We start from the raw sequence: 26,821 nt of genomic DNA, 5'->3' as shown, positions 1-26,821 counted from the left end.
ATGAATCCCAGGTTACCCCCTTCAATCCTTACTGAAATTTACTCTTCAATCTCAGATAATGAACGGAAGAAATTATTCATGAAATTGCTCATGGTTTCTATCGGAGCGTATTGCAGATAGCGCATGCTGCGGCGCAGATTCTTGCGCATGGTTCCCCCCGTGGTGCGTACAAAGCCGCTGCTGGTCTGCTCAAACTGAATGGCCTGCTGGTCCATGATGTTATAGTAGAGCGAACGGAGCGTCAGCTTGTAGGCGCCTCTTTCTATGTGATGAACGAACGGGATTTCGTCCTGTTCAAAATCGAAGAAGGTGATGAGCACGCTTCCTTCCAGCTGGGCGATGCGCTGGATGCGGAGCTTGGCAAGCCACTTCTCCAGTTTTACGAAATCTACCTTGTCGCCTCGGGTTCTCAGGTAGTCTCCCAACTGGATGATTCCTCTGAGATTGATTCCGTTAGCCAGCATTCCATTTACGTTTGCCACGATGATGCGCAGCAGGTAAATGGTCTCGATAGAGGTATCGATGGCGTGGCGTTCATCTTCCTGAATCTTGCTGAGCCGTCGGTTCAGAAAACCGTTGTTCATCTTCACCTCTCCGGCAGGAACATCATTCACATTTTTGAGCATCTGAGCTATCTTTTTCTTCTTAAAGGTAGTCATCGGTTCCATTTCTTCCTTGATGCCGAAGTTGTCGGCACGGAGCTTAGTAAAAAGGTTGCGCTGAAGAAAATTCATATGCCTTGTTCTTATTAATAGTCAATAATAAAGTTTTGTTCTTCCTGTCAAGAAATCTCTAACGCAGAAGGAGCCCCTCCTCTGATTTGAGAAGTCTTCCTAACTGTATCTCTTAGGATAGCGCAAGAGGATGGCCAGCAGGGCTGCCACACCTATCGCCAGCGGATAGTAGAGATAAGGAAGAATGTCCATCGGACTGAGATTGGCCAGACCGGCTGCCAGGAGCATCTGCACGCCATAAGGAATCAATCCCTGAACCATGCATGAGAAGGTGTCGAGAATGCTGGCTGCCTTGCGGTTGTCTACGCCAAACCGGTCGCCTATCTTTTTCGAAATATTTCCTACTGTCAGAATCGCTACCGTATTATTTGCCGTACAGATGTTTACCATCGAAACGAGGGCGGCGATAGAAAGTTCGGCTCCACGCTTGCTGTTTACGTGGGCTGTAATCTTGTTGATGATGAAATCGATTCCGCCGTTTTCGCGGATGATTTCGAGCATACCACCTGCCATCATGGCGATGATAATGAGTTCGCCCATGCCGATAATGCCGTTGCCCATGGCTGAGAACCAGCCAAAGAGATCGTAGCTTCCGGAGGCACCCAGAAGATGACTGCCTATGCCGATGGCGCCACAGAGTAGGGTGCCCAGAGTGAGAACTGCCATTACATTCATGCCGGCAATAGCGGTAACGAGGACGGTGAGGTAAGGCAATACTTTCATGTATTCTACCTCGTTGATGTGGGTTGGGGCCTGAAGACCGACTCCCATGACAGAATAGGCGATGAGTACGAGTACGGCGGCCGGAACCACAATCATGGAGTTGACCTTGAACTTATCGCTCATCTTGCAGTTCTGCGTCTGCGTAGCAACAACAGTCGTATCGGAGATGAACGAGAGGTTGTCGCCGAAATAAGCGCCACCTACGATGATGGCGGTCATCATGCCTACGTTAGCATCCATCGAGTGGGCAAGTCCGGCGGCTATCGGAACCAGAGCCACTACGGTTCCCACACTTGTTCCGATAGATACGGAGATAAAGCAGGCAGCCAGGAATAGTCCTGGCAGAATCATGCTGGCTGGCAGGATGCTGAGCGCCAGGTTGACGGTTGCATCAACGGCTCCCATCGCCTTGGCTGATGCGGCAAACGAGCCAGCCAGCACGTAAATCCAGAGCATGAGCATCAGGTTGTTGGCGCCGGCACCCTTGCTGTATGTGTCCACTCGTTTCCTGACAGGCATTCCGCCGGAAATAGCCACGGCATAAATGCTCGAAATCATGAACGCTACTGTGAGCGAGAGGCTGGTGTCCTGATGGCTGCTGTCTACCGAATATACGGTAAAAGCCACGATGAGGACAATCAGCAAAAATAATGGCGACAACGCCAGCAAACCTTTTTTATTACTCATACTTCTTTTTTCTTCTTAATTAAAGAGTTACTCCATTCTTGAAGATGGAGATTTCACGATAGCCATTATACTCGTTGCGAGCCTCCTCGCCACTTGCTACGGCTATAATCTTATCAATAAACTTGCTTACCAAGTCTTTCATTTCTACACCTTCTACCAGAGCGCCGGCGTTGAAGTCAATCCAGTTTGGCTTGTTCTTTGCCAGATTGCTGTTGGTAGAAATCTTCATCGTTGGCACGAAGGTTCCGAATGGGGTTCCGCGACCTGTGGTGAAGAGAACGAGCTGGCAACCTGCTGAAGCCAGAGCTGTGGCTGCAACGAGGTCGTTACCCGGAGCTGAAAGCAGGTTCAAACCTGTTGTCTCCAAACGGTCGCCATACTGGAGCACGCCGCTTACCGGAGCACGCCCGCACTTCTGGGTGCAACCCAAAGCCTTATCTTCGAGGGTTGAGATACCACCTGCCTTGTTACCTGGAGAAGGGTTCTCGCCAACTGGTTCACCATGGCTCAGGAAGTACTCCTTGAAGTCGTTAATCAGGTGAACGGTCTTGTCGAAGAGTTCCTTGTTCTCGCAACGGTTCATCAGAATGGTTTCTGCGCCAAACATTTCCGGTACCTCTGTCAGGATGCTTGTACCGCCCTGAGCTACGAGCCAGTCGCTGAATTCACCTACCAATGGGTTGGCTGTAATTCCGCTGAAGCCGTCAGAACCGCCACACTTCAAACCTACGCGCAGTTTGCTTACCGGAACTTCCTCGCGCTTGTCTTCCTTAGCCTGGGCATAGAGGTTGCGCAGAATCTTCATACCTTCCTCTAGCTCATCGCCTTCAACCTTCTGTGTTACAAGAAGTTTGATGCGGTCGTGATCATAGTCGCCGAGCATCTTCATGAAATCATCTGGCTGGTTGTTCTCGCAGCCGAGCGAGAGAACGAGCACGGCACCTGCGTTTGGATGCAGACAGATATCGCGAAGCACCTTGCGGGTATTCTCATGGTCGCCCGAGAGCTGTGAGCAACCGAAGTTGTGGTGCCATGCGTGGATGGCGTCGATGCCTTCGCAGCCTGTTTCTTTCTTGAGGAGATCTACCAGTTTCTCAGCCACGCCGTTAACGCAGCCCACGGTAGGAACTACCCATATTTCGTTTCTTACGCCTACTTCGCCATTCTTGCGAACGTAGCCCATGAAGGTGCGGTTTTCCTTAGCGATGTTCAGCTGCTCGTTAACCGGGTTATAGGTATATTCGAGCGTACCGGCAAGATTGGTCTTGAGGTTGTTCTCGTTTACCCATTCGCCCGCTTTGAGACCGGTCTTTGCATGACCGATAGGGTAGCCATACTTCAGAATGTCTGTACCCTCGGCAGCATCGTTGATGAGCACCTTGTGTCCTGCAGGAGTATCCTGCAATAATGTGATGGTCTTGCCATCTACTTCAATAGTTTCACCCTTCTTCATAGGGCGCAAGCAAACCACTACCGAGTCGGCAGGGTTAATCTTGATAAAACTTGATTGTTCCATACGTAGTCTGTCTTTTATTTATTGTTTATAATTTATAATGTTCCTGTATGAATTGTCTTCCATGCGGAAACCCTGTTCTGCCCGATAGCCTTAGAGCTGGGTTCTGCGATAGAAATCTACGTTTTCCTTCATCAGCAGCTCGATAGGCATATAGTTTACCGGCGTAACTTTCTTCTTCAGCACGATGGCCTGGAAGAGCGTGTCTACGCAGGAGTACCCCTGCATGTAGGCGTGCTGGGCGATGAGGAAGGAGATGCTTCCTTCGCGCAGACAGCGGGCGTTTTTCTCTACCATATCATAGCCCATGATCTGAACGTCGCGGCGGTTGGTCTTCAGCAGGAAGTCGCCCACGATGTGCGCCTTCGAAGTCATGGTGATGCAATGGTGGATGTTCGGATGCACGGCAAAGAACTTCTCCAGCATTTTGGCGAATTCAGCACGTGTGCCGCTCAACGGCAGGTCGAGCAAGGTAATCTTCACGTTAGGGAAGTGGTCGTGCATGTAATGGCGGAATCCTACCTCTCGGTTATCCTGCTGCTTGCTGACCACTCTTCCGTCTTTGGTCTGCCTCATGAGCAGGATTTCATCTTCCTTTGCAGCAAGCATCATCAGCATCTTGGCTGCGAAGAAACCGGAACAGAACGAATCCTGGCCGAAGAAAGAGAGCGGACGCAGATCGGGCATGTAGGAGTCGAGCAGGATGAATGGGATGCTTTTGTGGTGCAACGCCTCAGTAAACTCGCGGGTTACATCGAGCGATGAAGGCACCACGATAACTCCTTCCGGACTGGCCTCAAGAATCTTGTTGCCTTCTTCGCGGAACGATTCCTCGCTGGAACGCTCATAGAAACGAATCTCTACATCGATATGGAAGTCACGTCGGGTATCTTCACATTTTCTTGCGCCTTCCTCTATCTCCTCCCAGTAAGCCTCCGATTCGTGTTTCGGAATCAGCAGGTAGAAGGTATAGGATTTGTTGTAAGCCAGAGCGCTGGCGTACACATTAGGCTGGTAATTCATTTCCTTGAGGGCTTTCTCGACCTTGTCGCGTGCAGTTTTCGACACGTTAGGACGGTCGTGCAGAACTCGGTCTACGGTTCCAACGGATACGCCAGCTCTCTCGGCAATATCCTTGATTCTGATTTTTTCGGCCATTGTTTTTTAGCATTACGGGTCTGGTTGCCTCGCGTGTACTTATTATATAAGGAGCCTCTCCTGGGGGCTACGATAGATAAAACGTCGCAGGTACTTCCTAGCTGTGCACAGACCACAATTAGTATTAAGCAATTCTGTTGTGTGCGACCACAAGTACGAATTTTGCCGCAAATATACAACAATTTTTTGAATTGTGCGAAGACACAGCAACTTTTTTGCACGAAAAACAAAAAAAAATGCAATTTTATTTCGTTATTCGAGAAATTATGGTTATTTTTGCCCTCGAAATTGAACGACAACTGATAATTGAACTTCATTTCTCTACTGAAAAGTGGAATTTAATTTGTTACTCATAACAAACAAAATAAAAACAAAAAAATTAAAACTATCAAACATGGCAAAAATTGTAACATTGGGCGAGATCATGCTTCGTTTATCACCAGAAGGCAATGATCGTTTCATTCAGAGTGAATCACTTCGCATCATCCCTGGTGGTGGTGAGGCTAACGTAGCTGTAAGCTTGGCTAACTATGGTCATGATGCTTACTTCGTATCTAAGCTCCCTAAGCACGAGATCGGTCAGATTGCTGTCAACGGTCTCCGTCGTTACGGCGTTAACACAGAGTTCATCGCTCGTGGTGGCGACCGCGTAGGTCTCTACTATGCCGAGACTGGTGCTTCTATGCGCCCATCCAAGGTAATCTACGACCGTGCACACAGCGCAATTGCTGAGGCTGACCCATCTGATTTCGATTTCGACAAGATTATGGAGGGTGCCCAGTGGTTCCATTGGAGCGGTATTACTCCAGCTATCAGCGACAAGGCTGCTGAACTTACCAAGTTGGCTTGTGAGGCTGCTAAGCGTCACGGCGTAACAGTTTCTGTTGACCTCAACTTCCGCAAGAAGCTCTGGACTTCTGAGAAGGCTATCTCTGTTATGCGTCCTCTGATGAAGTATGTTGATGTTTGCATCGGTAATGAGGAAGATGCTCAGCTCTGCCTGGGCTTCAAGCCAGATGCTGACGTAGAGGGCGGTAAGACTGATGCTGAGGGTTACTACGGAATCTTCAAGGGCATGATGAAGGAGTTCGGATTCAAGTATGTTGTTTCTACTCTCCGCGAATCTCTCTCTGCTACACACAACGGCTGGAAGGCTCTTATCTATGATGGTAAGGAGTTCTATCAGAGCAAGCACTATGACATCAACCCTATCATCGACCGCGTTGGTGGTGGCGACTCTTTCTCTGGTGGTCTGATCCACGGTCTTCTTACTAAGGAGACTCAGGGCGAGGCTCTTGAGTTTGCGGTAGCTGCTTCTGCTTTGAAGCATACTATCCCAGGCGACTTCAACCTGGTATCTGCTGACGAGGTAGAGAGCCTGGCTGGCGGTAACGCTAATGGTCGAGTTCAGAGATAATTATAGTTTAAAGTTTATAGTTGATAGTTTATAGGCAGTCTTGCTTACGGCGTAGCTCTTATAAACTATAAACTATTCATTGTTAATTCATATAAGGTAATGGCAAAGTTTAGCAAAATGCAGGTTATGGCAGCCATGAAAGAGACTGGTATGGTACCTGTTTTCTTCAATAAGGATGTTGAAATCTGCAAGAACGTCATCAAGGCTTGTTACGAGGGTGGCGTACGTGTTTTCGAGTTTACTAACCGTGGTGACTTCGCTCACGAGATTTTCGGAGAGTTGGTAAAGTGGGCCGACAAGGCTTGTCCTGAGATGATTCTGGGTGCAGGTACAGTTGTTGATGCCGGTACAGCTTCTCTATATCTCCAGCTCGGCGCTAACTTCATCGTAGGTCCTAACTTCAACCCAGAGATTGCTCCAGTTTGCAACCGTCGTCTGGTTCCTTATTCACCAGGTTGCGGTTCTGTAACAGAAATCAATAATGCTCAGGCTGCCGGTTGCGACGTAACCAAGGTATTCCCAGCAGGTAACGTAGGCGGTCCTTCATTCGTCAAGAACGTAATGGCACCTTTGCGTTGGAGCAACATCATGGTAACAGGTGCCGTAGAGCCAACAGAGGAGAATCTTACTCCTTGGATCAAGGCTGGCGTTCTCTGCGTAGGTATGGGCTCTAAGCTCTTCCCTAAGGAAACTGTTGCTGCTGGCGACTGGGCTGCCATCACAGCCAAGTGTCAGGAGGCTCTCGGTTACATCGCGAAGGCTCGCGCTTAATTTAGAGACTATTTTTCATTTAGATGCAAATTTCAGCATCCTTTTTTTCCATGTCGCCATCATCAGTTCTGGTGGTGGCGACACTTTTTCTTTCAGCTTGTTCTCCTGCGAATAAGGCTAGGGTAGATGAGCTGAACGAGCAATCCTATGCTTATCATTATCGCAATCTTGATTCTACTAAAGTGCTGGCTGAGAGGGCTTTGAAGCTTTCAGAAGATTATTCCTCAGGCCGTGCCGAAGCCTATAACAACCTTGCCTTCGTCTGTATAGCCAAGATGGATTACAAGGGTGCCAAGGGATGGCTGAGGAAAGTTGAAGAGGAGAGCGATAATCAAATAGAACTCGCTATTGCCGATGTTCAGAACATGCGACTCTGCCAGAGAGAATCGCACAACAAAGATTTTTATGCTTATCGCGAAAAAGCGATGAGGCGTTTGCGCAGAATTCGCGAAGAGGTGAATTCCATGCCCCCGAGGGAAAGCAAACGCGTGATTTATGCGAAATCTGAATTCAGTATTGTTGCCGCCACCTATTTTTATTATGTGGGCTTAGACGAGCCGATGCTTCAGGAGCTTAACCGTCTGGACCCAGATGAGTTGGAACAGGATTCGGCACAATATCTCAACTATCTTTATAATATAGGTTCGGGCGGAGCTATCGTCAAGGGAACCGAAAACGAAATCAATCAGGCGGAATTCGACCGGCTGATCAGCTGCTACATGCTGGCTAGCGACCCTGCCCATCCTTATCCTTACTGGCAGGCTAACGCCCTGCAGTCTATAAGCGAGCACCTCAGAAAAGGAGAGGTGAGCGATTTCCTCATACGCAACAACCTGCCTGCCTTCCAGTATCTCAACATCGAGCAGATGCCAAACAATCTGCTGGCAGGCAACTTTGCCCAGCGTGCCCTCAACCTCTTTTCGAGCTACGGAGATGTTTATCAGACTGCCGGAGCCAACCGTACGCTGGCTGAATGTTTCTGGGATATCCATGATTATTCTTCGGCGCTCGACTGCCTGAATCATGCCCTGAACGACAACAAGGCGATAGAGCAGGCACCCGACCTCGTAGCGTCGATACGTGAAAGACTCTGCCTGGTTTATTCGGCTATAGATGATAAGCAGCAGAGCGATTACAACCGCAATATCTATCTGGATTTGCAGGACCGTTCGCGTCAGGATCGCCAGCTTGAAGCACGTGCCGCGGCGCTCGACGAAAACGCCCAGCAGCTCAACCTGATGATTGCTGCCGTGGTGGCGATGATTGTGCTCGTGGTGGTTCTGCTCTACGTTTTCGATCACATGAAGCGCAAGAAGATGAAGAACCAGTCGATGGATGAACTGCTTGCACCTTTGCGTGAGTGGAGCGAGAATAACACTAAGAAAATCAACGAATTAAAAGATAAGCAGGAGGAGGTTCAGGATGAACTGAACGTAACCCGACTGCATATCGAAGAAAACAAGAAACGCAATCTGGAACAACGGGCTAAGATTTCGCTCGTAAATAGCATTACGCCTTTCATCGACCGCATGATTCACGAGGTAAACCGACTTTCCGAAGGGGGCGAAAGCGATGGGGTGCGGCAGGAACGTTACCAGTATATCGCCGAACTCACGGATAAGATTAACCAATATAACAACGTGCTTACGGAGTGGATTCAGATGCGCCAGGGCTCACTCAACCTGCGTATCGAAAGTTTCCCGCTCCAGCAGCTTTTCGATATTGTAAGCAAGGGAAAGATGAGCTTCCAGATGCAGGGCGTGAAACTCGATGTAGAACCTACAGATGCCGTGGTCAAGGCCGACCGCATCCTTACGCTCTTCATGATCAATACCATAGCCGATAATGCCCGCAAGTTTACACCCGAAGGCGGAAAGGTAACCATTAGCGCCAAGGTTTCTGACTTCGTGGAAATCAGCATCTCTGATACCGGAAAGGGTATGGACGAGGAGCAGCTGGCGCATGTCTTCGACCGGACCTATACGGGCGGTCACGGCTTCGGACTGCTCAACTGCAAGGGCATCATCGAGAAATATAAGAAGTTGAGTTCGCTCTTTGCCGGCTGCCAGATCAAGGCAGAAAGCAAGTTGGGCGAGGGGAGCCGCTTCAGTTTCCGTCTGCCTAAAGGCATCGCCCGCCGAACCCATCAGCTGCTGGGCATCTTCATCATGCTCTTCGTGCTGCTGTCGACTTCGGTCCAGCCTTGTGAGGCAAAGAAAACCAACGACATCCGCCAGCGCCACAATCATCACAAGACGAACGTAGATGCCAATCTCCAGCGTGCCGACGATTTTGCAGATAGTGCCTACTTCAGCAATATCAACCGTACCTACCAGCGTACCCTGGCTTTTGCCGATTCTTCGCGCCATTATCTCAACGCGTTCTATCTGTCGAAATATCCCGACGGCAAGTATCTCATGGTGGCTCATCCGGAGGTGGGAATGGCGGCAGAACTCTCCTGGATACGCTCCGGACTGCCAACCAATTATCACGTCATCCTGGACCTGAGAAACGAGTGTGCCGTGGCTGCCCTGGCGTTGCACCAATGGTCGCTCTACCAGAGCAACAACAAGGTTTATACCCAGCTGTTCCGCGAGATAAGTGCCGATAATACGCTCGATAATTACGTGCACACCATGCAGCAGAGCGAGAACTCCAAGACCGTGGCCGTGGTGCTGCTCATCCTGTTGCTGCTGCAGTTGCCGCTGGCTTATTATCTGCTCTATTACCGCCACGTGCTGAGCTACCGGTTTGCCATGATTGAGCAGACCAAGGCTAAGCGTACTGACGAGGCAGAGCAGGAATCCCTGAAACTGGAGCTGATGACTGATGAGCTGCATAGGGCTGAATATGAGAATGATAAGCTTCATATCTCCAATTCCGTGCTCGACAACTGTCTGTCTACGCTCAAGCACGAAACGATGTATTATCCGTCGCGCATCCGCCAGCTTATCGATTCGCAGCCCGATGATGTTGATTCGCTCAAGGAACTGGTAGCTTATTATAAATCGCTCTATTCTCTGCTCAGCGCCCAGGCGATGGAGCAGGTAGAAGGCAACATCAAGGCAGATGATTTCCTGAACCGCTATCTTGTTTCTCTGATGCGCGGCAATTCCAAGGATTACCATACCGGAGTGGCTGAGATTCCGGGTTCTGCCTACGTGAGATATTGGATTGACCAGCAGGATGTGGTCTATGATGCTGCGCTCCATGCCCAGCTCTTCACCCCTCTGACGGGCGATTTGCGCTATCTCCTGTGCCGGCAGATTGTGAGGGAACTGGGCGAGATTACCAATCTGCGCGGCTGCGGCATCAAGGCTTGCCAGGGCGATAAGGGTTGCCTCAGGATAGAGGCCGTGCTGCCGGCACGCATCAAATGGAAAAGTTTAAAATCATAAGAAAATAAAAATATCAGAAAATGGAAAATTTTAAAGTCATCATAGTAGAAGACGTGCCCCTGGAACTGAAGGGCACAGAGGGTATCTTCAAGAATGATATTCCAGAGGCTGAAATCATTGGTACTGCCGAGAGCGAAATAGCCTATTGGAAACTCATCAAGCAGCAGTTGCCTGATCTGGTTCTGCTCGACCTCGGACTGGGCGGTTCCACCACGGTAGGCGTAGAAATCTGCCGCCAGACCAAGGAGAAGTATCCTGACGTGAAGGTGCTCATCTTTACAGGAGAAATTCTGAACGAAAAACTCTGGGTAGATGTGCTCGATGCGGGCTGCGACGGCATCATTCTGAAGAGTGGCGAACTCCTTACGCGTGGCGATGTAGCGAGCTGCATGAGAGGTAAGAAACTGGTGTTCAACCAGCCTATCCTTCAGAAGATAGTAGACCGTTTCAAGCGGAGCGTAAACAGTCAGCTGATGCGTCAGGAGGCTCTGGTGAATTATGAGATTGATGAGTATGACGAGCGTTTCCTGCGCCATCTTGCGCTAGGCTATACCAAGGAGCAGATAACCAACCTGCGCGGAATGCCTTTCGGCGTAAAGAGTCTGGAGAAGCGACAGGCAGAACTGGTTCAGAAACTCTTCCCTGACGGCAACCACGGCATGGGCATCAACGCCACCCGCCTGGTGGTAAAAGCCTGCGAGCTCCGCATCCTCGATATCGACCATCTGCAGGCAGATGAAGAATAACCCGTTTCAATAAGCGCTTTTTAAAGAATGTATAAGAAAGTATTGGCCTATCTGGCATTATCGTTGGGAATAGCCGAAGTAGTGGTGATTCTGGTTTCGTGGCTGCTTACAGCTGCGATGCCCGAGTCGTTCACCCATTCTCTAACCAGCCCCGAGGGCATCCGCTGGTTTACGGGCCATTTTGTAGACCATCTCATCTCTGTATGGCTCGTCTGGCTGGTGCTCATCAGCATCACCATCGGGGTGGTAAAGCAGAGTAGGGTGCTCCATTTCGACCATACCCAGTATCGCCAGCGCACAGCCTTGCGCCTGATGCTCATCGAGTTGTGCATCTCTGCAGGTATCATGCTGGCGCTCACCCTCTTGCCCCATGCCATTCTGCTGAATGCCGTAGGAACCCTCTTTCCGGGTCCGTTCACGCATAGTCTCATTCCGTACATCTGTTTCTCGGTCATGGTGATGAGCATGAGTTACGGCATCATGAGCGAGAGCATCAAGGGCATCAGTCAGGTTTATGATGCGATGAATCAAGGCATCCGCCTCCTTTCGCCCTGCTTTCTTTTCTACATTCTCGTGATGCAGCTCTATACATCCATCCTCTATGTAATGGAGTAAGATAAAAGCCCCTGATGCTCGTTTCCTTGCATCAGGGGCTCTTTTCTTACTCCAAGCCGTCTCCCTCATTACCGCCGGTGGTTCCGCCGCCTTCGGTATTTCCGCCGCCCGGGGTGTTATCCGAACCGCCGCCACCTGGGTTATTGTCTGGGTCTTCCACATCGCCCTTATCGTCGGAAGTAACGTTTTTCACCACCTTGCCGTTGCGGTCGTAACAGGTAATCTGGATGGAGGTTTCCTGCAGCTCGCGCTTGATGTCAACGCTTGGGGTGAAGATAACACGGCGGTTGGTAATCAGACTGGTAGCCACTTCGCCTACGGTAGGCACACTCTTGGCTCTTACGCCGAATCGCATGGTTCCCAATCCCGGAACGGCTACGGAATGGCCTTCGGTACACCACGCCTTGATAACCTCGCCTGCTGCATCCCAGCAAACCTGCATCACGCCCACGCTAACGCCGCTTCTGATAGCAGCCTCCTTGATAACCTTGCTCTCTGAGAGCTTGTTGTAAAGTTCGGTACCGAGGATGAATCTGTACTGACCCTTCATTTCGCCTACTTGGATAAGGGTCTCCTTTGCTTTCAAATTAATTGCCATAATCTTTTGAATTTTAAATTGTTATAAACTATCAACTCTAAAACTACCTGATGGTGATGGTTGGCACGCAGTAGGTAGAATCTACTTTGGTGGAGATGTTGTTCTCCTGATGTTGCCGCTGGTTCTTTCCGATTACGAGTCCTGCCGTGCAGGAGCTGGATAGGAAGGTGACGATGGCTGAGCAAATCGCCACGATGAGATACCGGATGAATGCCTTCATGTTCTGGTTCATGATTTTTTTCTGCCCCCTGCTAAGTTTCGTTTTTTCCTCTTTCCTCAGATTTCTCTTAGAAGAAGTACTTTGCGAAACGACTCGTTTCGAGGCTTGGAGTCTTGGTTTCATTACTCTTGTTTTCTGAAAAGCCTTGCCGTGAGAGAATCGTGGCTGTTGTCTTGTTTTCCTGTGCTTCCTCGTTCTCTTCTTCAGGCCTTTTTTATTTCCCCAATTAGGGAGATATTTTTCTCCAACTGGGCAAGTGATTTTGCGCGCTTTCTGAATCACGATGCAAAGATACGAAATCCCGATTTATCAGGTGTGCGATAACATGCGATACCATGCGATAGCGGAACATTTTATCCCGGTTCCCCGAGGTTATCGATAATAGCCTTCACCTGCTTGGGCGTGAACGACTTGCAAGTCTTTTCATACCCCATCTCCTGCAATTCATCCCAGAGCGGCTGGCAACGCCGAATCCAACTCATGAGATGATTCACGGCCGTGCGTGGCATACTCTCGGGAAAGTACATCAGTCCCAGTTCCTTCTTCGTATACGTGCGGTTTATAAAATCTTCCATAATCTTAATTTTTAAATCATTTGTTCTTCGGCTCCTTGCTCCCAGAAGGTGCAGCAGGCCCTAAAAGATAGTATTCGCTGAAATCCTTGCAGCCCGGTGGCAACTGGTGGTGAACCAGCTGGGGGAGCATCTCCCTGAGTTGCATGAAGAGGCTTTCGCCCGGCACATCCTGATCGGGAAACATGTGGAATTCCACCTGATACAGTCTTCCGATATCCGTCAGCAGCTGCTTATCCTCGGGCTTGAGAAGCGTGGCAGAAGGGATGGCTATCGCCTTATGTCCGGCAGAAAGCATCGCCCAGCAGTCGCTACATCCCTCCGTAATAAACAGACTCTCGCCCGTTTTCAGTCTCTTCACAACCGGCAGGTTATAGATGCTGCATCTTGCGCCGTAAGGGAACCGGAAGCGGGGAGCATCCTGCTCCTTTTCTTCGCCCGGCCTTTTTTCTTCAGAAGAAACATTCCCCTCAGAAGAACCACCTTCCGATGAAGATTTTTTCTTCGTGTAATCTAGATTTCTGTTCTGGATTCCTATAAGCCGCCCTTCGGTATCGAAGTAAGGAATCTGCAGCCAGTTGATGCCCTTCTTATCCGTCCAGGAAGTCAGTCGGCACCACTTCACCACTCTCCAGTCAATCTTCCTCTCCTCGAAAAGAAATCTCCGAGCTGCCTGGTTGAGCCAGGGATGTTCGAAGAATCTAGCATACCTGCTTGCATCGAAGGAAGATTTCTCCGAATTGTCACCCGAAGAAGAATCACCGGATGAAGAGCCCGAGGAAGAATCCTCCTCCAGCTGAATCTGATGTTCCTCGGCGAGCCATCGGCAAGCCGCCGGGAAATCCTTCCCCAGGTATCGCATCGCCAGGTCGATGGTGCCGATGGAATTCCTCATGCAGACATAGCATCTGCAGCTATTCTTGATCTTGTTGAACGTAAGGCTGGCGTGGTGGTCGTCATGGAAGGGGCAGAGCGCCTTATGGTGCTCCACCTTCATCCCCATCTCTTTCGCAACCTTCTCTATCGGAAGTTCGCGCAGTTTCTGAATCTCATATTTCTCCATCATATCCCTTTCCCTTTCTTTTTCTTGGCCGGTATACCCGTCAGATATTCAGCAGTCTTGGTATAGAGTTTCGTCTGGCTGTTATAAGTAATAAACTGGCGGTTCTTCCATACGTTGAGCTGATGCTTGGTACCTTCCTGATTCTTGCCCAGACTCAGGCGCAGGGTTTCCAACTGCAGCTCGTTGAAGGAATTCTCCAGCTGGTCGAGCATGTTTTTCGGTCCGCTTCTCTGAGCCTCTTCCTGCCCATCTCCCGTTTTAAACATGTCGCCGAACACCTTAACCTTCGACCACAAATCGTAGTAGCAGAACCATTCAACGAAGTCGCCGATGGATTTCGACCAGCTCTGGTCGTTCAGAATCCACAGCACGGCTCCCTTCTTCCATGCCGAGAAGATGCTGCGGTGGGAGAGTTCCCAGAGCGTATCATCATCAGCAAGGTCGGCAAGGCGTGCCATTTCCTCTGCCAGCTTGTCGGCTATCTTGTTGAGTGGCTTCACCACAAAACTGCCTTTGCAGTTGTCCAGCCTCAGCAGGTAGCCATCGAGCTTTTCAAGGAAATCTTTGTTGTACGTTCCCTGTCGCGGAATCTTTCCGCTTCGCTCGCCACGGGCTTTGTAGGCGAAAGGTATGCGTCCGAAGAAACCATTGGTCAGGTCTTTCTTGTAGAAGAGTCGGGCCGCCTCGGGAGTAGAGGTAAAGGTGAGGTTCACACGGAGCAGAGGGTTGCCCGTTACGCCATCAGCCGTGGCTCGCAAGGCTCCAGCCCTCTGACAGTCGAAGATATTTCTTACCATCTGGCTCACCTGCTTATGCCCACCACACATTCTGTCGGCCATCTCCACCTCAGGCAGATTGATGTACTGGGTTCTTCCGCCCAGCTGTTCGCAAGCCATAGCGTTCTGGATGAAGGCAGGATTGGTAACATCAGAAGGTGGAAACCAGAAACTCACGTCCGGGCGCTCCGGTTTTTCCTTGTTGGCGCCCTTGGTTTTCATCTGTCGCTGCCAGTCAACCAGTTTCTTGAACTCAGTCTCATCATGCTTTCTAAAAGGTCTCATGATGGCCTCTACAAGATGACCCAACTGTGCCTTTCCGATACCCGACGGACCTATCAGATGGCCCATTTGCCCGCACATTTCGTAATATTTGTTGTCGGAATACATGAATCTTACGTCTGTGAGATGAGCTGCTAATGCCGGAATTGCCATCGGAATGAGCACTTCCTGCATGTCTTTTGATGCCTGAGAGATGGCAAATTTTACAAATTCAGTACCCTTGCTGGGTTTTGGCATCGCCGGAGCGATGTTGCTAAAAATATTATAATCCATTGCTTTTTAGAGAGTTAAATCAAATTTCATGTTCATTTTTTCTTGTTTGCAGTCTCAGTCTCAGAGTCTCAGTTGTTTTTTTATGGTCTCGCTTCCTATATATATTATATATAACTAATTAATAATCAATAAGTTATAAAGACTTAAGAAGCGGGTTTGAAGTTGGATTGTGACATTTATCCTAACTGAGACTGAGATTTGAGACTGTTTTGAAGAGGAAATGAGGGTAGGGATAATCCTGTTACCGGCATCCCCGGAGTCCCCATTTCCTCTAGAAAGCCTCGACTCCGTTTATCTGTCATCACTCTTGCCGCTAATGATGCGCAGCTCGTTGGCGGCACCCTGGCAGAAGTCCTGGAAGGTGAAGCGCTCTGAGAACTGCGGGCGGTTGAAAGTAGGGTAGAGCGTACCGTCTTTCTTGCGGTTCACGTTGATGTACTTTCCTTCATACACGTGCGGATTTCTCAGCACCATCTTCTGCTGTTTCTTCTCCTGGTCATTCTGCACAAAGGTGAAGTGGTCTTCGCCGTCGTGCGTAATGGCTCCATCCAGATACTCGCCAACAGCCATGCGCCCTGGCTCCTTAGTCATCAACTTGAGGTTGATACCCAATTCTGTGTTTGGGTAGAAATTATAGAAATTAAAATTCTGTGCCATAAGCTTATCAGAATTTGGGCGGTTTGACCATCTGCTTAGCCCATAGCGTAAGATGGTCAAAAACTGAATTGTTCAGCTTCTGACAATGGGGTAAAGAATGCCGATTTTGTTACCAAAAAACTATAAAATGGTAACAAAAAAGTGGTAACATAAAAAAACAAACCCGAAACTCCGTATGACGCACACAGAATTCCGGGATAAAAAAACAAAAAAAATATCGATATGGTAACCGAAATGGTAACCTTGTTCATTTATATATTCTACGAAGATTTTTTATATGCAACTCTTTTTTATACGCAACTCTTTTTTATACGCATCTTGAAGAGCTATATCTCTAATGTCAATATCTTCATCATTTTCTTTTCGTAGGACTGGTAGTTCTTTATTGTAATCTAAAATAAATAAAATAATATTGATTTTCCTTTCAGTACTCTCATCCAATCTGTCGGTGTTGCTACTACGGTTTTTCCCAAATTGTTTTTTAACGATAGATGAAGCCGAAACGCCTTTCTGCTTATCCATATAAGATTGCTCGAGAATACGCTTGGTTAATTCAGTTAGAATAGCCAAAGGTTTCCCTATCCATCTAATGTTACAATTCCTATTTTCTCCATCAAACAAATGTTCGAAATCTTCTGCATATCTTGGCTCTTCTATCCATTTCCACTCTTGCATTTTTCTCATAACAAGATTTATCCGTTTCACTCTTGTTTCTTGATTCTTACAATTATAATGGAACGTAGGATACTCTTCTGCACTTTTACAATTCTTCTTTGGGGGATTATTTTTCTTAGACGATAAAGTTTCATTAATTTCTTCTGTTAGATTTGATTGCGAAACGAAATACTCTTTCATCCATCCCATCATCTCCTCTGTATATTGATTTACCGACTCCTTCAACTTGATTTCTATTGCAATACAGGTTGATTGGTTATTACATTTCCACATTTTATGAATACTTTCATGCAGAGTCCTTTGTAGTTTTCCTCTATAATGAGAATGGTTGACAGCATTAATACCAAACATAATGGTATATAATAACATAGCAACCTCTGCTTGACTTGTTGCGACTTCGGCAAGAGTATTATCTTGTTCTCGATAAATAGTTAAAGAATTGGTCCACATATCTTTACAATAATCTGCGTCGATATCGCCATCACTTAGTATTATGTCTAGTTCTTTTGCTGCATCAACAAACAAATTCTCGGTAGAGATAATGATTGCAGGGTATTGCTGAAGAAACACATCACGAACTTCACGACATAGCCTGTAAAAGATATGATTTTTGAAATGTTCTTTCAGTTTATCTCTTTGGTTTTGTTGGAATCTCTTTGTCATCTTTTCTTTCTTTTACTTTGTAAAACACCTCATCCAGCCATTTGGTCAAATCAAAATCGCTAGTTTCAATTTCTGGAGTCATATATTCCTTATAATTGCTGATAACTATATCATTCATCGGATATTTGGCTATGATATTTTCGTTGCATGTATACTCGCCATAATTGCGAAATTTCACAACCAAATCAAACGCATTATCGCTGCTATAACCTACTACAGCAGAAAGTTGTTTCAGCTTATCAGTTTTAGAGCCTGTACCTAATTTCATAGTTGTGGTGGCACTTAGAGCTCCATATGTTTCTAATATCTTTGAGCGCATTTCCATCTCCTCCGTCAACTCTTTTGGAATTCTTGTCGTAGGACAATGTTTAGTATTTACATATTTGAATGTAAACTCTTCAATTATATCTCCGTAATCAATAGTTCTACAATCAATAAAATCTTCAAATTGAGTTCTTATAGTTTTTTCTTTTATCGTAGTATGTATGCCCATGCTGCTATATAATTTATCATTAAAAAAAATCTCTAGACCATTCCTAATGGTTTTTGTGTTTCCGTCCCATGCCGATGATTTTTCAATGGCAATTTGGCATCTCTCATTGCGATAATCTACGATTACATAAGCATATGGATAACTATACTGAGAAGTACCAATACAATCCTGTACTTCTTTCTCAGTACTATCAGGCAAATCATAGATTGTAAGATTTTCCTTATTATGGATTCTTATTAAGGCAATACCATTTTCGTTTCTTAGAACACAATTGGGAATATGTTCTTCTCCTTCTCCACGTCTGGTTCTATTTATACTCAATTCGCTTCCCTTTTTCCCAATGATTTTGCCCAGGTAAAAGTTAGGAAACAAGGATACTGGCTTATCTTTCTCTTCGTTTTCATCAAAATCAAACTGTGGGACGACAGTTAAACCTATGTTGTGAATAATGTATTCGCTCATTCTTTTTAAGATTTTAAGATTTTATCAATATATTAATATCTCTCCTTGAAGAAGGATAGGGGATAGAATTATTCTATTTCCCCCATCACTCTTCCTAGAACTGTGTTTCTATAGGTGTTGAAGATATTAGGCTTCAGCATCATGTAGTTTGGCAAGCTCTCTAAATATTCCAGTTCGAACACAAGGCGTGGGTCTTTATCATTTGACTCTGGATGAATCTCTGCCTTGCAGCCTATGCGAGCTATGCGGATGAGATACAAATCCTTGACACCCTTGCCCTTGATATAAGGCATGAAATAGTAAAGCTTGTTGAGCGCAACAGTCGATGGGAAAGACTTGGTCTTACCGGTATAGTAAATCTTTGTCTGACCACCATCTAGGAAATAATCTGTATTATCTTCCTTGACAAAGCCTACCAAGAGACTTTTGTTCATATCCAAGGTGTAGCTTTTCTTCGGCTTATTTATTTTCAACTCAGGATTCAATTCTGAGAATAAGCCAAAATTCAGCTTTGGTTGAGAGTCACGCTTAATATCTATCGGATGGGTAGAAACCGGTTCCTTCTCATAGATGAAGCGGTAAAGGCTCTTGCCAATCTGCTGAATGATTCCGCACACCAAAGCATTTCCCATCAGGAAGGCCCGACGAGCATCCGTAACATCGGGATGCAAGGTGTGGTTGTCTGGGAACATATTCAGACGCTCCAATTCTATAGGTATCAGTCGGCGATAGCGACCTGATGCAGTCTTGATGACATGTTTGAAGCGTGATGCACCAGCCCCTCCTTCACCTGTAATGATTGTACGTGAAGGCTTATCCAGGGAATCAGGGAACGCCATTCCGCCCTCAGAGAAAAGATACTTGAAACCTTCCTTGGTAGTGCGTTCTATTTTCTTTGCACCCTTTTCGTATTCCCATCTTGCAACTTCATCTTGCGGAATAAAGAACTCCTCTGGTACCAGGGACTCATCAACGATATTGCCGCCAAGTGTCATAACTGGGCCATCATAAACCGCCTCAGCATCTACCGAATATACGCAACGGTTGCGCATGATACCGGCATTTCCAAATGGACTGTCTTTTCCTTCCTTGTTGAAATTATCCGAAACCTCCTTAATAGTTCCTTTAATCTCAAATTCAGAGAGGGTTTTGTCCTTCGGTTTAAAAGGAAAAGCCTTTGCCAGCACGCCTTCATAAAGCACCCAATCCTTCAACTCTTGTACTTGCCTTGAAACATTTGAATTCTCACGGTAACCGACAATATAAGTACGGCGTCTGCGCTGAGGCATTCCGTATTCTGCTGCGTTGATTACTCGCCATTCTACCGTATAGCCCAAATCTGCGAGTGAAGCAAGAATGATTGCAAAATCACGTCCACGTTGCTTGGCAGGCGAACCGAGCAAACGGTCGACATTCTCAAAGAAAATGTAGCTTGGACGATTATCACCCTTCTCGTTTAAGATGCGATAGATTTGCCACCAAAGCACGCCCTTCTTACCCTCAATTCCACCAGAACGGCTAAGAGTTGAAGCTACAGAATAATCTTGACAGGGGAAGCCGCCTACCAACAAGTCATGATCAGGAATATCAGCTGTTGGTACTGTATTAATATCTTGGTTGCTATGACCTTTTGAACCAAAGCGTGCTGTATATACGAGCGAAGCATCTTGGTGTTTGGTTGATGGTTCCCATTGGTTGTTCCAAATGGTTTCATAGGCATCAGAAGCTCCCTCTAAACCTATGCGGAAACCTCCTACACCTGCAAATAGTTCTACTACCTTTATTGTATTTTTAGACATATTTATATGTATGGAATTTCTTGTAATTTTTTAGCAATATATGAACCCTTGAGCCAGAAAAACTGCGGAAGCATTCTTATGCCGTTCACACTTTCTGTTCTTGTTTTCTCTGTCGAAACATTAGCTCCTCCTCGGAAGAATACTTTATATTCGGAACACTTAGGAAAGTTTGGGGCTCCCATATAAGAACCGCTATTGTTCATACGTTTATTACCCTTTTTGTCATAAACGTATTCCCATTCCAACTCATTCCTATGAATCAGATTTCTGGAATCCTCCCAGGTACGCCGAACTTCATTCTCGATGAATTCTTCATCAAATGCAAAGCGTTTAAAACCTTCAAAAACGGTCTTGCTCGGGTCTTTACTATCATACTCACAGAAGATAGGGCAGAGGAAGCTGTGCTCACAGAAGTAATCGTACACATCGGAATCTTCAAAGTCTACATCTCTATCTGCCCATTCTTCAAAGTCGATGTGCTTGAGCTTCATATCCTCTGTTCTTCCACCTTGGGGCGTAATCGTGATGGTCTTCGCTATGATACCAGCTTTGTTAAAGTCTGAAATCTGATTTAACCTATTACAATCGGTTCCGAACATACGGATAACGCATTTAGCTGAAATATCCTTGACCTTAGCATCTATTCCGAGCATTTCTCTTAGCTCAGGCAGAGTCTTACCCTTATACTTTAATGTAAGTGCATGGCAACGAGCATCCAGCTGGGCGAAACTTGAAAAAGATTCTTTCAGTACGATTTCGTTCTTTGCTCTGCTTTTGTCAAAATGTCCTCGTACGATGTAATCAACAAAAGTTTGTTTCAATCTATATCGGGGCTTTTGGTAAGAGCCTGTTGCTGTGCGCTTGAATCCTGGAACTAATTCTATCAGCAAGAGATTTGGACGAAGAAGGTGAGTGAAACCAACCAGTTGTTCATTACGCTTTTCTGCATCCTGATAATCATGATAAACCTGCTGCAGGTGACTACTTACAATCTCCCAGTCATTTTGTAATTTGTCTTTTTCTTCTTGTGAGAAAGAATTGTAGCAGTAGTCAACAATAGGGAACTTAGCATAACCGGAGGCAGGTACAACCTCGTAAGATTTATATTCATAGAAGATGATTAAAAGCCGTTCTGTTTTTTCCCAAAAATGAGATGTATCGAAGTCAGTCTGAATCGGCGGTTCAAAGGTAACATGTGTAATACTGATACCTTCCTTTGCACCTAGGTAAACATTATAAGCTTCACCAGTCTTTCCATTAGCATTCTTTTGGTCTCTTTTGGGAACACGTACTCCGGTGGTCTTAACTTCCGTAAGAACACCATCAATCTCAATATCACATTCCTGTTTGCTGTCTTTTTTGTAACCAAAAACAGATTGTTCTATTACGTCTCCAGCGATACCTGTAATCTTTTTACTTTCTAAGGTACGAGCAAACTGGTGGGATTTATCAACCTCACCAAGAGTCTTGCCCTTTGCTCCTTCAAGTAGAGTATAGACTTGTTCTTTCGTAAATTTTCTATCTTCTGATACAGCCATCTGCTAAGTTTTAAATTGTTTTCATCGGTTTATGCATATGTTGACCGAAGTCAATTTGCAAAGGTACTAAAACTTTTCATAAACTTGGCGTCTGATCACGATCTTTAACTCTAATCCTTAGAAAAATTCTGATCTTTTGATTGACATTTTTCTGTTTTCTACTAATCTTTATCTTGATGTTGGCTTCCTAGGGATGGTAAATTTATCTAATCTCTTTCGTATTCCCATCTTGCAACTTCATCATCTTTCAAAATAAAGAACTCCTCTGGTAGCTAGGCGTAATAAGTAACGGAAAAATTCCTCCTTTTTTACTTTCCTCTTTTTAATTCTAACCGGTATTATGGTAAATAGGCGTTATAAGATAAAGAAAGAGGTGAAATTTGGAGCCTGAAAATGGAACCGGTTCACCCCTTTCTGATCATTTCTTACTTTCTGCCTGTTCTGAGATTAATTCTCATTTCAATCAAAAAGAAAAATCTCAGAACAGAATCTTACATCATGCCCGTGAGCCGCTGGATGGCGATTACTGCCTGGTTGTATTCATTAATCGCATCAGCATGCTTCATCAGAACATCTATGGTTTCCTCGATGGCATTCACGTATTCAATATACGAAATTTCGCCATTTTCATATTCTATCGCACTCAACTTCGAAATTTGCGCAGAATGTGCCTGGTTGTTCTGCTCGTAATATTTCAGACGGTTGGATGCTGCCTGCAGGCGCTTCGTACAGAGACGGTAATCACGCTCTTTCTCTGTCTGCTCCTGACGCATTTCGATTTCAGCCAATTCGCGGTTTTTCTGAGCTGCCTTGACCTTTGCCTTCGTAGAACCATAAAACAAAGGAATGCCTACGCCAATCTCGAAACCGAAGAAATTGCCCTCGGCAAATCTTGAACGGTCTATGTTGTATGGATTCCAACTGGAAATGACACATTGGGTGCGCAAAGATAAGGATAAACTCGGAGCAAAACCTGATTTGACTGCCTTGATTTCCTTATCGAGAGCGATGAGTTTATCCTGCCGGTAAATGCCGTCGGCAGACTGCTGATAATGATAGGAACTGAGATTCTGGGCTGCGATGGCCGAGAGATTCTCTTCTGCCGGTTTTACGGGCTCCTGCGTGTTGAGCTGCGACATGAGGTCGATTTGCAGACGCTCGATTTCGCTCTTCACATCAGCCATTTCCAAGCGGTTTTCGTTGCATTTGCGGTCGGCTGAGAGATATTCCAGCTGGCGGCTCTCTCCTGCCTTGTAACGCATTTCTGCTATCTTGCTGTAACGCTCTAATACAGAGTCGATTCGCAGCAATATCTGGAGTCTGTGAGACTGATAAAGCATCTGATAATAGGTGTTGGCGATTTCAGCCTTCAGTTGCTGGTTGACCACATTCAAGCGGCTCTTTTCTGCCTGGGTTTCAGCCTTGAGCTGGTTGCGGCGCGAGGCGTAGACGGTAGGAAAATCGAGGCTTTGGGTAAAGGTAAAGCCGTTGTCCGATTCGCCTCCCGTGGCTGGGTTTTGCGAGAAGGAAACCTCGGTTTTATCCAGCTCCCAAGCCGTGCCTTGCATCACCTGCGCACGCTCTACCGACTTCTTTCCAGCCTGCATCTGAAGGTTCTGTCGGGCAGCCAAATCGAAACATTCCTGCAGGGTAACTTTCCTGCCCGCAATATGAGCATCAAAATGCTGGGCTACAGCTGTGCCTGGCAGCAGGAGAAGGATGGCGGCAAAGCAAGCCACCACCCTATTTTCTGTTATTTTTATTCTGTTCATTATTTTCATATCTTGAAATCTTACTTTTTCGTAAACATCTTGTAGATGGCTGGCAGAACCAGGAGCGTGAGAAGCGTGCTGGTAATGAGACCGCCAATTACAACCGTGGCAAGAGGACGCTGGACTTCTGCTCCGTCGCCATGGGATAAAGCCATCGGGAGGAAACCCATAGAAGCTACCAGAGCCGTCATCAGAACCGGACGGAGACGTATCATGCAACTGTCAATAATTCTTTTCTGAATAACAACCGACCTACTTACGTCATCTTCCGCAGAAACCGCAGCCGTCTGCTTCTGCATCTGGTTCATCTGACCTATCAGCACGATGCCGTTGAGAACAGCCACACCAAAGAGGGCGATGAAACCTACGCCCGCCGAAATACTGAAAGGCATTCCGCGCAACCAGAGCGCCCAGACGCCACCTATCGCAGCAAGCGGAATGGCGGAGAACACGAAGAGTGATTCGCGCAGATTCTTGACCGTGGCATAGAGTAGCAGCAGAATGATGATGAGCGCTACCGGAACCACGATAAGCAGGCGCTGGGTGGCACTCTGAAGATTCTCAAACTCGCCACCATAATTATAATAGTAGCCCTCAGGCAGCTTCAGTTTCTCATCAAGAATGGACTGAATATCCTTCACGGTACTCTGCACGTCCCTACCCTTCACGTTGAAACCTACGTAGATGCGGCGGGCGCCATTCTCATGAGAAACCTGAGCCGGAGCCGGTTCGTAAACCACATCAGCCAACTGGGAAAGCGGAATGCTCTCGCCACCAGCCAGCGGAATACAGAGCGACTGAAGCGACTGGAAGTTGCGCTCCTTAGGGTCAAGACGCAGGACGATGTCAAATTTTTTATCGCCTTCGTAAACTGCTCCAGCCGTAGCGCCCGCAAAGGTGGTTTCAAGAATGCGGTTGATTTCGTCAACAGTTACCCCATAAGCCGCCATGCGTTCATGGTTGTATTTTACCTGAATCTGAGGCAATCCGGAAACCTCTTCAACGAAGATTCCACTCACGCCCGGCACATTCTTTATCATACGAGAAACCTTATCAGCCTGCTGGATAAGCACATCTAGATTGTCACCAAAAATCTTAATCGCCACATCCTGCTTGATGCCCGTAAGCAACTCGTTGTTGCGCATCTGGATAGGCTGCGAAATCTCAGCCTCCAAGCCCGGAATCGTCTTCAGGGTTTCTTCCATCTTCTCCATCAGCTCGGCGGTAGTTTCTGCCGAAGTCCATTCGGCTTTCGGCTTGAGCGCCACCATGATGTCGGCTCTTTCTACCGGCATCGGATCGGTAGGAATCTCGGCGCTACCTATGCGGCTCACCACCTGCTTGATTTCAGGATATTCAGCCTTCAGAAGTTTCTCCGCCTTGGAGCAGCTCTCTACCATCTGCGAGAGCGACGTGCCTTGCGACATGGTCATTTCTACCGCAAAATCGCCCTCTTCCAGGCTCGGAATGAATTCTCCACCCAGAAAATGGAAGGCTACGGCACTCATGCAGAAGAGCGAAACGGCGCCGGTAATCACATCCTTATATCGCGACAAGACCCATTCAAGAACCGGTCGGTACCAGCCCTGCAACTTCCCTATCATTCTGTCGCTGAATGTTTTACGTACATGTCCCTTCTTGCTCAGGAAGAGCGCACTTGCCATCGGAACATAGGTGAGCGAGAGGATGAAGGCACCCAGAATGGCGAAGAAAACGGTAAGCGCCATCGGACGGAACATCTTGCCCTCGATGCCAACAAGCGTCATCAGCGGAATGTAAACTATCATGATGATGATTTCGCCAAATGCCGCACTCTTGCGGATGCGCGAAGCGGAATCATGAACCTCCTCATCCATCTCTGCCTGAGAGAAACGGATGGGAGTATCGGAAGAAATTCTCGCTCTCCGCTCTATACTTTTCACGCCCAGATGGGCCACAACAGCCTCTACGATAATGACGGCAGAATCGACTATCATACCAAAATCGATGGCTCCGAGCGACATCAGATTGCCGTCGATTCCGAAGGTCTTCATCATGCCGAAAGCAAAGAGCATGCTGAGCGGAATGACACTCGCCACAACCAGTCCGGCCCGCCAGTTGCCCAGGAAAATAACTAGCACGAAGATGACGATGAGTCCGCCCTCAATCAGGTTTCGGGCGATGGTTCCCTCCACACGGTCAACCAGGTTGGTTCGGTCGATAAACGGTTCGATGACCACGCCCTCGGGCAGAGATTTCTGAATCTGCTCTATGCGCAACTTCACATTCCTGATAACCTCCTGAAAGTTTTCGCCTTTCAGCATGATGGCAATTCCGGCTACCACCTCGCCCTCGCCATTTCGGGTAACGGCTCCGAAACGGGTGGCGTGACCCAGCTGAACCTTCGCCACATCACCTATCTTAACAGGAGTACCGTTCACGGTCTTGACGGCGATGTTCGCCACATCTTCCAGACTCTTCACCACGCCTATGCCGCGGATGAAATACTGGTTAGAGTTTTCCTCTATATAACTTCCGCCCGTGTTGGCGTTATTCTTTTCGAGCGCATCAAACACCTCGCTCACGGTAAGATTGCTGGCGTTGAGCTTATCCGTATTGATGGCCACTTCGTATTGCTTCACGTAGCCTCCCCAGCCGCTCACTTCCGCTACGCCCGGGGTTCCCGAGAGCTGCTTTCTCACAATCCAGTCCTGGATGGTTCGCAGCTGGGTTAGCGAATATTTGTGCTCGTAACCCTTCTCGGCGCGCACGGTATAATGGTAAATCTCGCCCAGTCCGGTAGCAATCGGTCCCATCTCAGTTTCCGTATTCTTGGGCAAATCTTTCTCCACCTGGGTCAGCATCTGGCTCACCTGCGAACGTGCCCAGTAAATATCTACATCATCATCAAAGACGAGGGTGATGACCGAGAGTCCGCTTCGCGAGATGCTTCTTCGCTCCTTGAGTTCGGGGATGTTGGCGAGTGCCATTTCTACCGGAGTAGTTACGTATTGCTCCACCTCCTGCGCTCCGAGCGAAGGCGCCTGAGTGATGACCTGAACCTGATTGTCGGTAATATCTGGCGTAGAATCGAAAGGAAGATGGATGAGCGAAACGATGCCCCAGACGATGAGGGCTATCGTGAATACTCCCACCACCAGCTTGTGGCGGATGGAGTAAGTAATCAGTTTCTGAAACATAATCTGTCTTTCTTTTAAAAGCTCTTTATTGATGAAA

At 47.2% G+C, this 26,821-nt stretch carries 21 protein-coding genes; 5 read left to right on the top strand and 16 right to left on the bottom strand.

What is annotated here, in order from left to right; translation table 11 throughout:
- Nucleotides 1-38: 38 nt before the first annotated feature.
- The 4 genes from ONT18_RS04105 to ONT18_RS04090 form a co-directional block, all read right to left on the bottom strand.
- The gene (locus tag ONT18_RS04105) at nucleotides 39-734 is read right to left on the bottom strand and encodes a hypothetical protein (RefSeq protein WP_118080082.1); all 696 of its coding nucleotides are present in this window, start codon (nucleotides 732-734) and stop codon (nucleotides 39-41) included.
- Nucleotides 735-833: 99 nt separating this feature from the next.
- Entirely contained in the window at nucleotides 834-2,144 is a 1,311-nt protein-coding gene (locus ONT18_RS04100) for a Na+/H+ antiporter NhaC family protein (RefSeq protein ID WP_006846596.1), read from the bottom strand.
- Nucleotides 2,145-2,163: 19 nt separating this feature from the next.
- A complete protein-coding gene (locus tag ONT18_RS04095) occupies nucleotides 2,164-3,660 on the bottom strand; it encodes a UxaA family hydrolase (protein WP_264904225.1) in 1,497 nt (498 codons plus the stop codon).
- 90 nt (nucleotides 3,661-3,750) lie between these two features.
- Nucleotides 3,751-4,815 (bottom strand): LacI family DNA-binding transcriptional regulator, encoded by a 1,065-nt coding sequence (locus ONT18_RS04090; RefSeq protein ID WP_264904223.1) that lies wholly within the window; start codon nucleotides 4,813-4,815, stop codon nucleotides 3,751-3,753.
- Between the two features lie 394 nt (nucleotides 4,816-5,209).
- Between ONT18_RS04090 and ONT18_RS04085 the strand changes: the two genes are divergently transcribed.
- The 5 genes from ONT18_RS04085 (at nucleotide 5,210) to ONT18_RS04065 (ending at nucleotide 11,762) form a co-directional block, all read left to right on the top strand.
- A complete protein-coding gene (locus tag ONT18_RS04085; RefSeq protein WP_022121227.1) occupies nucleotides 5,210-6,232 on the top strand; it encodes a sugar kinase in 1,023 nt (340 codons plus the stop codon).
- Nucleotides 6,233-6,331: 99 nt separating this feature from the next.
- Nucleotides 6,332-7,003 carry a bifunctional 4-hydroxy-2-oxoglutarate aldolase/2-dehydro-3-deoxy-phosphogluconate aldolase gene (locus ONT18_RS04080; protein WP_022121226.1) on the top strand — a complete coding sequence of 224 codons (672 nt, stop codon included), beginning with the start codon at nucleotides 6,332-6,334 and terminating at the stop codon, nucleotides 7,001-7,003.
- Between the two features lie 50 nt (nucleotides 7,004-7,053).
- Nucleotides 7,054-10,401, top strand: a complete 3,348-nt coding sequence (locus tag ONT18_RS04075; RefSeq protein WP_264904221.1) for a DUF5112 domain-containing protein — start codon at nucleotides 7,054-7,056, stop codon at nucleotides 10,399-10,401.
- Between the two features lie 20 nt (nucleotides 10,402-10,421).
- Nucleotides 10,422-11,147, top strand: a complete 726-nt coding sequence (locus ONT18_RS04070) for a DUF5932 domain-containing protein (protein WP_264904219.1) — start codon at nucleotides 10,422-10,424, stop codon at nucleotides 11,145-11,147.
- Between the two features lie 27 nt (nucleotides 11,148-11,174).
- On the top strand, nucleotides 11,175-11,762 hold the full coding sequence (locus ONT18_RS04065) for an AbgT family transporter (protein ID WP_264904217.1): 588 nt from the start codon (nucleotides 11,175-11,177) through the stop codon (nucleotides 11,760-11,762).
- 46 nt (nucleotides 11,763-11,808) lie between these two features.
- On the opposite strand, the gene ONT18_RS04060 is transcribed toward ONT18_RS04065, so the two are convergent.
- The 12 genes from ONT18_RS04060 to ONT18_RS04005 all read right to left on the bottom strand — a co-directional run bounded on the left by ONT18_RS04060 (nucleotide 11,809) and on the right by ONT18_RS04005 (nucleotide 26,784).
- Nucleotides 11,809-12,360 (bottom strand): hypothetical protein, encoded by a 552-nt coding sequence (locus ONT18_RS04060; RefSeq protein WP_006846604.1) that lies wholly within the window; start codon nucleotides 12,358-12,360, stop codon nucleotides 11,809-11,811.
- A 43-nt stretch (nucleotides 12,361-12,403) separates the two neighbouring features.
- Nucleotides 12,404-12,592, bottom strand: a complete 189-nt coding sequence (locus ONT18_RS04055) for a hypothetical protein (protein ID WP_118065068.1) — start codon at nucleotides 12,590-12,592, stop codon at nucleotides 12,404-12,406.
- A 341-nt stretch (nucleotides 12,593-12,933) separates the two neighbouring features.
- Nucleotides 12,934-13,155: a DUF4248 domain-containing protein gene (locus ONT18_RS04050; RefSeq protein WP_117586186.1), complete on the bottom strand. Its 222-nt coding sequence runs from the start codon at nucleotides 13,153-13,155 to the stop codon at nucleotides 12,934-12,936.
- A gap of 16 nt (nucleotides 13,156-13,171) precedes the next feature.
- Nucleotides 13,172-14,218: a CHC2 zinc finger domain-containing protein gene (locus ONT18_RS04045; RefSeq protein ID WP_264904214.1), complete on the bottom strand. Its 1,047-nt coding sequence runs from the start codon at nucleotides 14,216-14,218 to the stop codon at nucleotides 13,172-13,174.
- Nucleotides 14,215-15,546 carry a hypothetical protein gene (locus ONT18_RS04040; RefSeq protein WP_118255290.1) on the bottom strand — a complete coding sequence of 444 codons (1,332 nt, stop codon included), beginning with the start codon at nucleotides 15,544-15,546 and terminating at the stop codon, nucleotides 14,215-14,217. The genes ONT18_RS04045 and ONT18_RS04040 overlap by 4 nt, the downstream gene beginning before the upstream one ends.
- Before the next feature lie 291 nt (nucleotides 15,547-15,837).
- Nucleotides 15,838-16,203, bottom strand: a complete 366-nt coding sequence (locus ONT18_RS04035) for a hypothetical protein (RefSeq protein ID WP_264904211.1) — start codon at nucleotides 16,201-16,203, stop codon at nucleotides 15,838-15,840.
- Between the two features lie 273 nt (nucleotides 16,204-16,476).
- A complete protein-coding gene (locus tag ONT18_RS04030) occupies nucleotides 16,477-17,541 on the bottom strand; it encodes a hypothetical protein (RefSeq protein ID WP_264904209.1) in 1,065 nt (354 codons plus the stop codon).
- Complete coding sequence (locus ONT18_RS04025; protein ID WP_264904207.1) at nucleotides 17,507-18,496, bottom strand: hypothetical protein; 990 nt, start codon at nucleotides 18,494-18,496, stop codon at nucleotides 17,507-17,509. Before ONT18_RS04025 ends, ONT18_RS04030 begins: the two co-directional genes overlap by 35 nt.
- A gap of 68 nt (nucleotides 18,497-18,564) precedes the next feature.
- Entirely contained in the window at nucleotides 18,565-20,295 is a 1,731-nt protein-coding gene (gene dcm / locus ONT18_RS04020; RefSeq protein WP_217313937.1) for a DNA (cytosine-5-)-methyltransferase, read from the bottom strand.
- 2 nt (nucleotides 20,296-20,297) lie between these two features.
- Nucleotides 20,298-21,833, bottom strand: coding sequence for a MutH/Sau3AI family endonuclease (locus ONT18_RS04015; protein ID WP_264904206.1), 1,536 nt, complete (start codon nucleotides 21,831-21,833; stop codon nucleotides 20,298-20,300).
- Between the two features lie 491 nt (nucleotides 21,834-22,324).
- Nucleotides 22,325-23,605, bottom strand: a complete 1,281-nt coding sequence (locus ONT18_RS04010; protein ID WP_264904205.1) for a TolC family protein — start codon at nucleotides 23,603-23,605, stop codon at nucleotides 22,325-22,327.
- A gap of 20 nt (nucleotides 23,606-23,625) precedes the next feature.
- Nucleotides 23,626-26,784, bottom strand: a complete 3,159-nt coding sequence (locus ONT18_RS04005) for an efflux RND transporter permease subunit (RefSeq protein WP_264904204.1) — start codon at nucleotides 26,782-26,784, stop codon at nucleotides 23,626-23,628.
- Nucleotides 26,785-26,821 lie beyond the last annotated feature (37 nt).

Source organism: Segatella copri, assembly GCF_026015295.1.
GTDB classification, from domain to species: Bacteria; Bacteroidota; Bacteroidia; order Bacteroidales; family Bacteroidaceae; genus Prevotella; species Prevotella copri_C.
The sequence above is the reverse complement of the archived record's forward strand: the minus strand, read 5'-3'. Positions and strand labels throughout refer to the sequence as shown.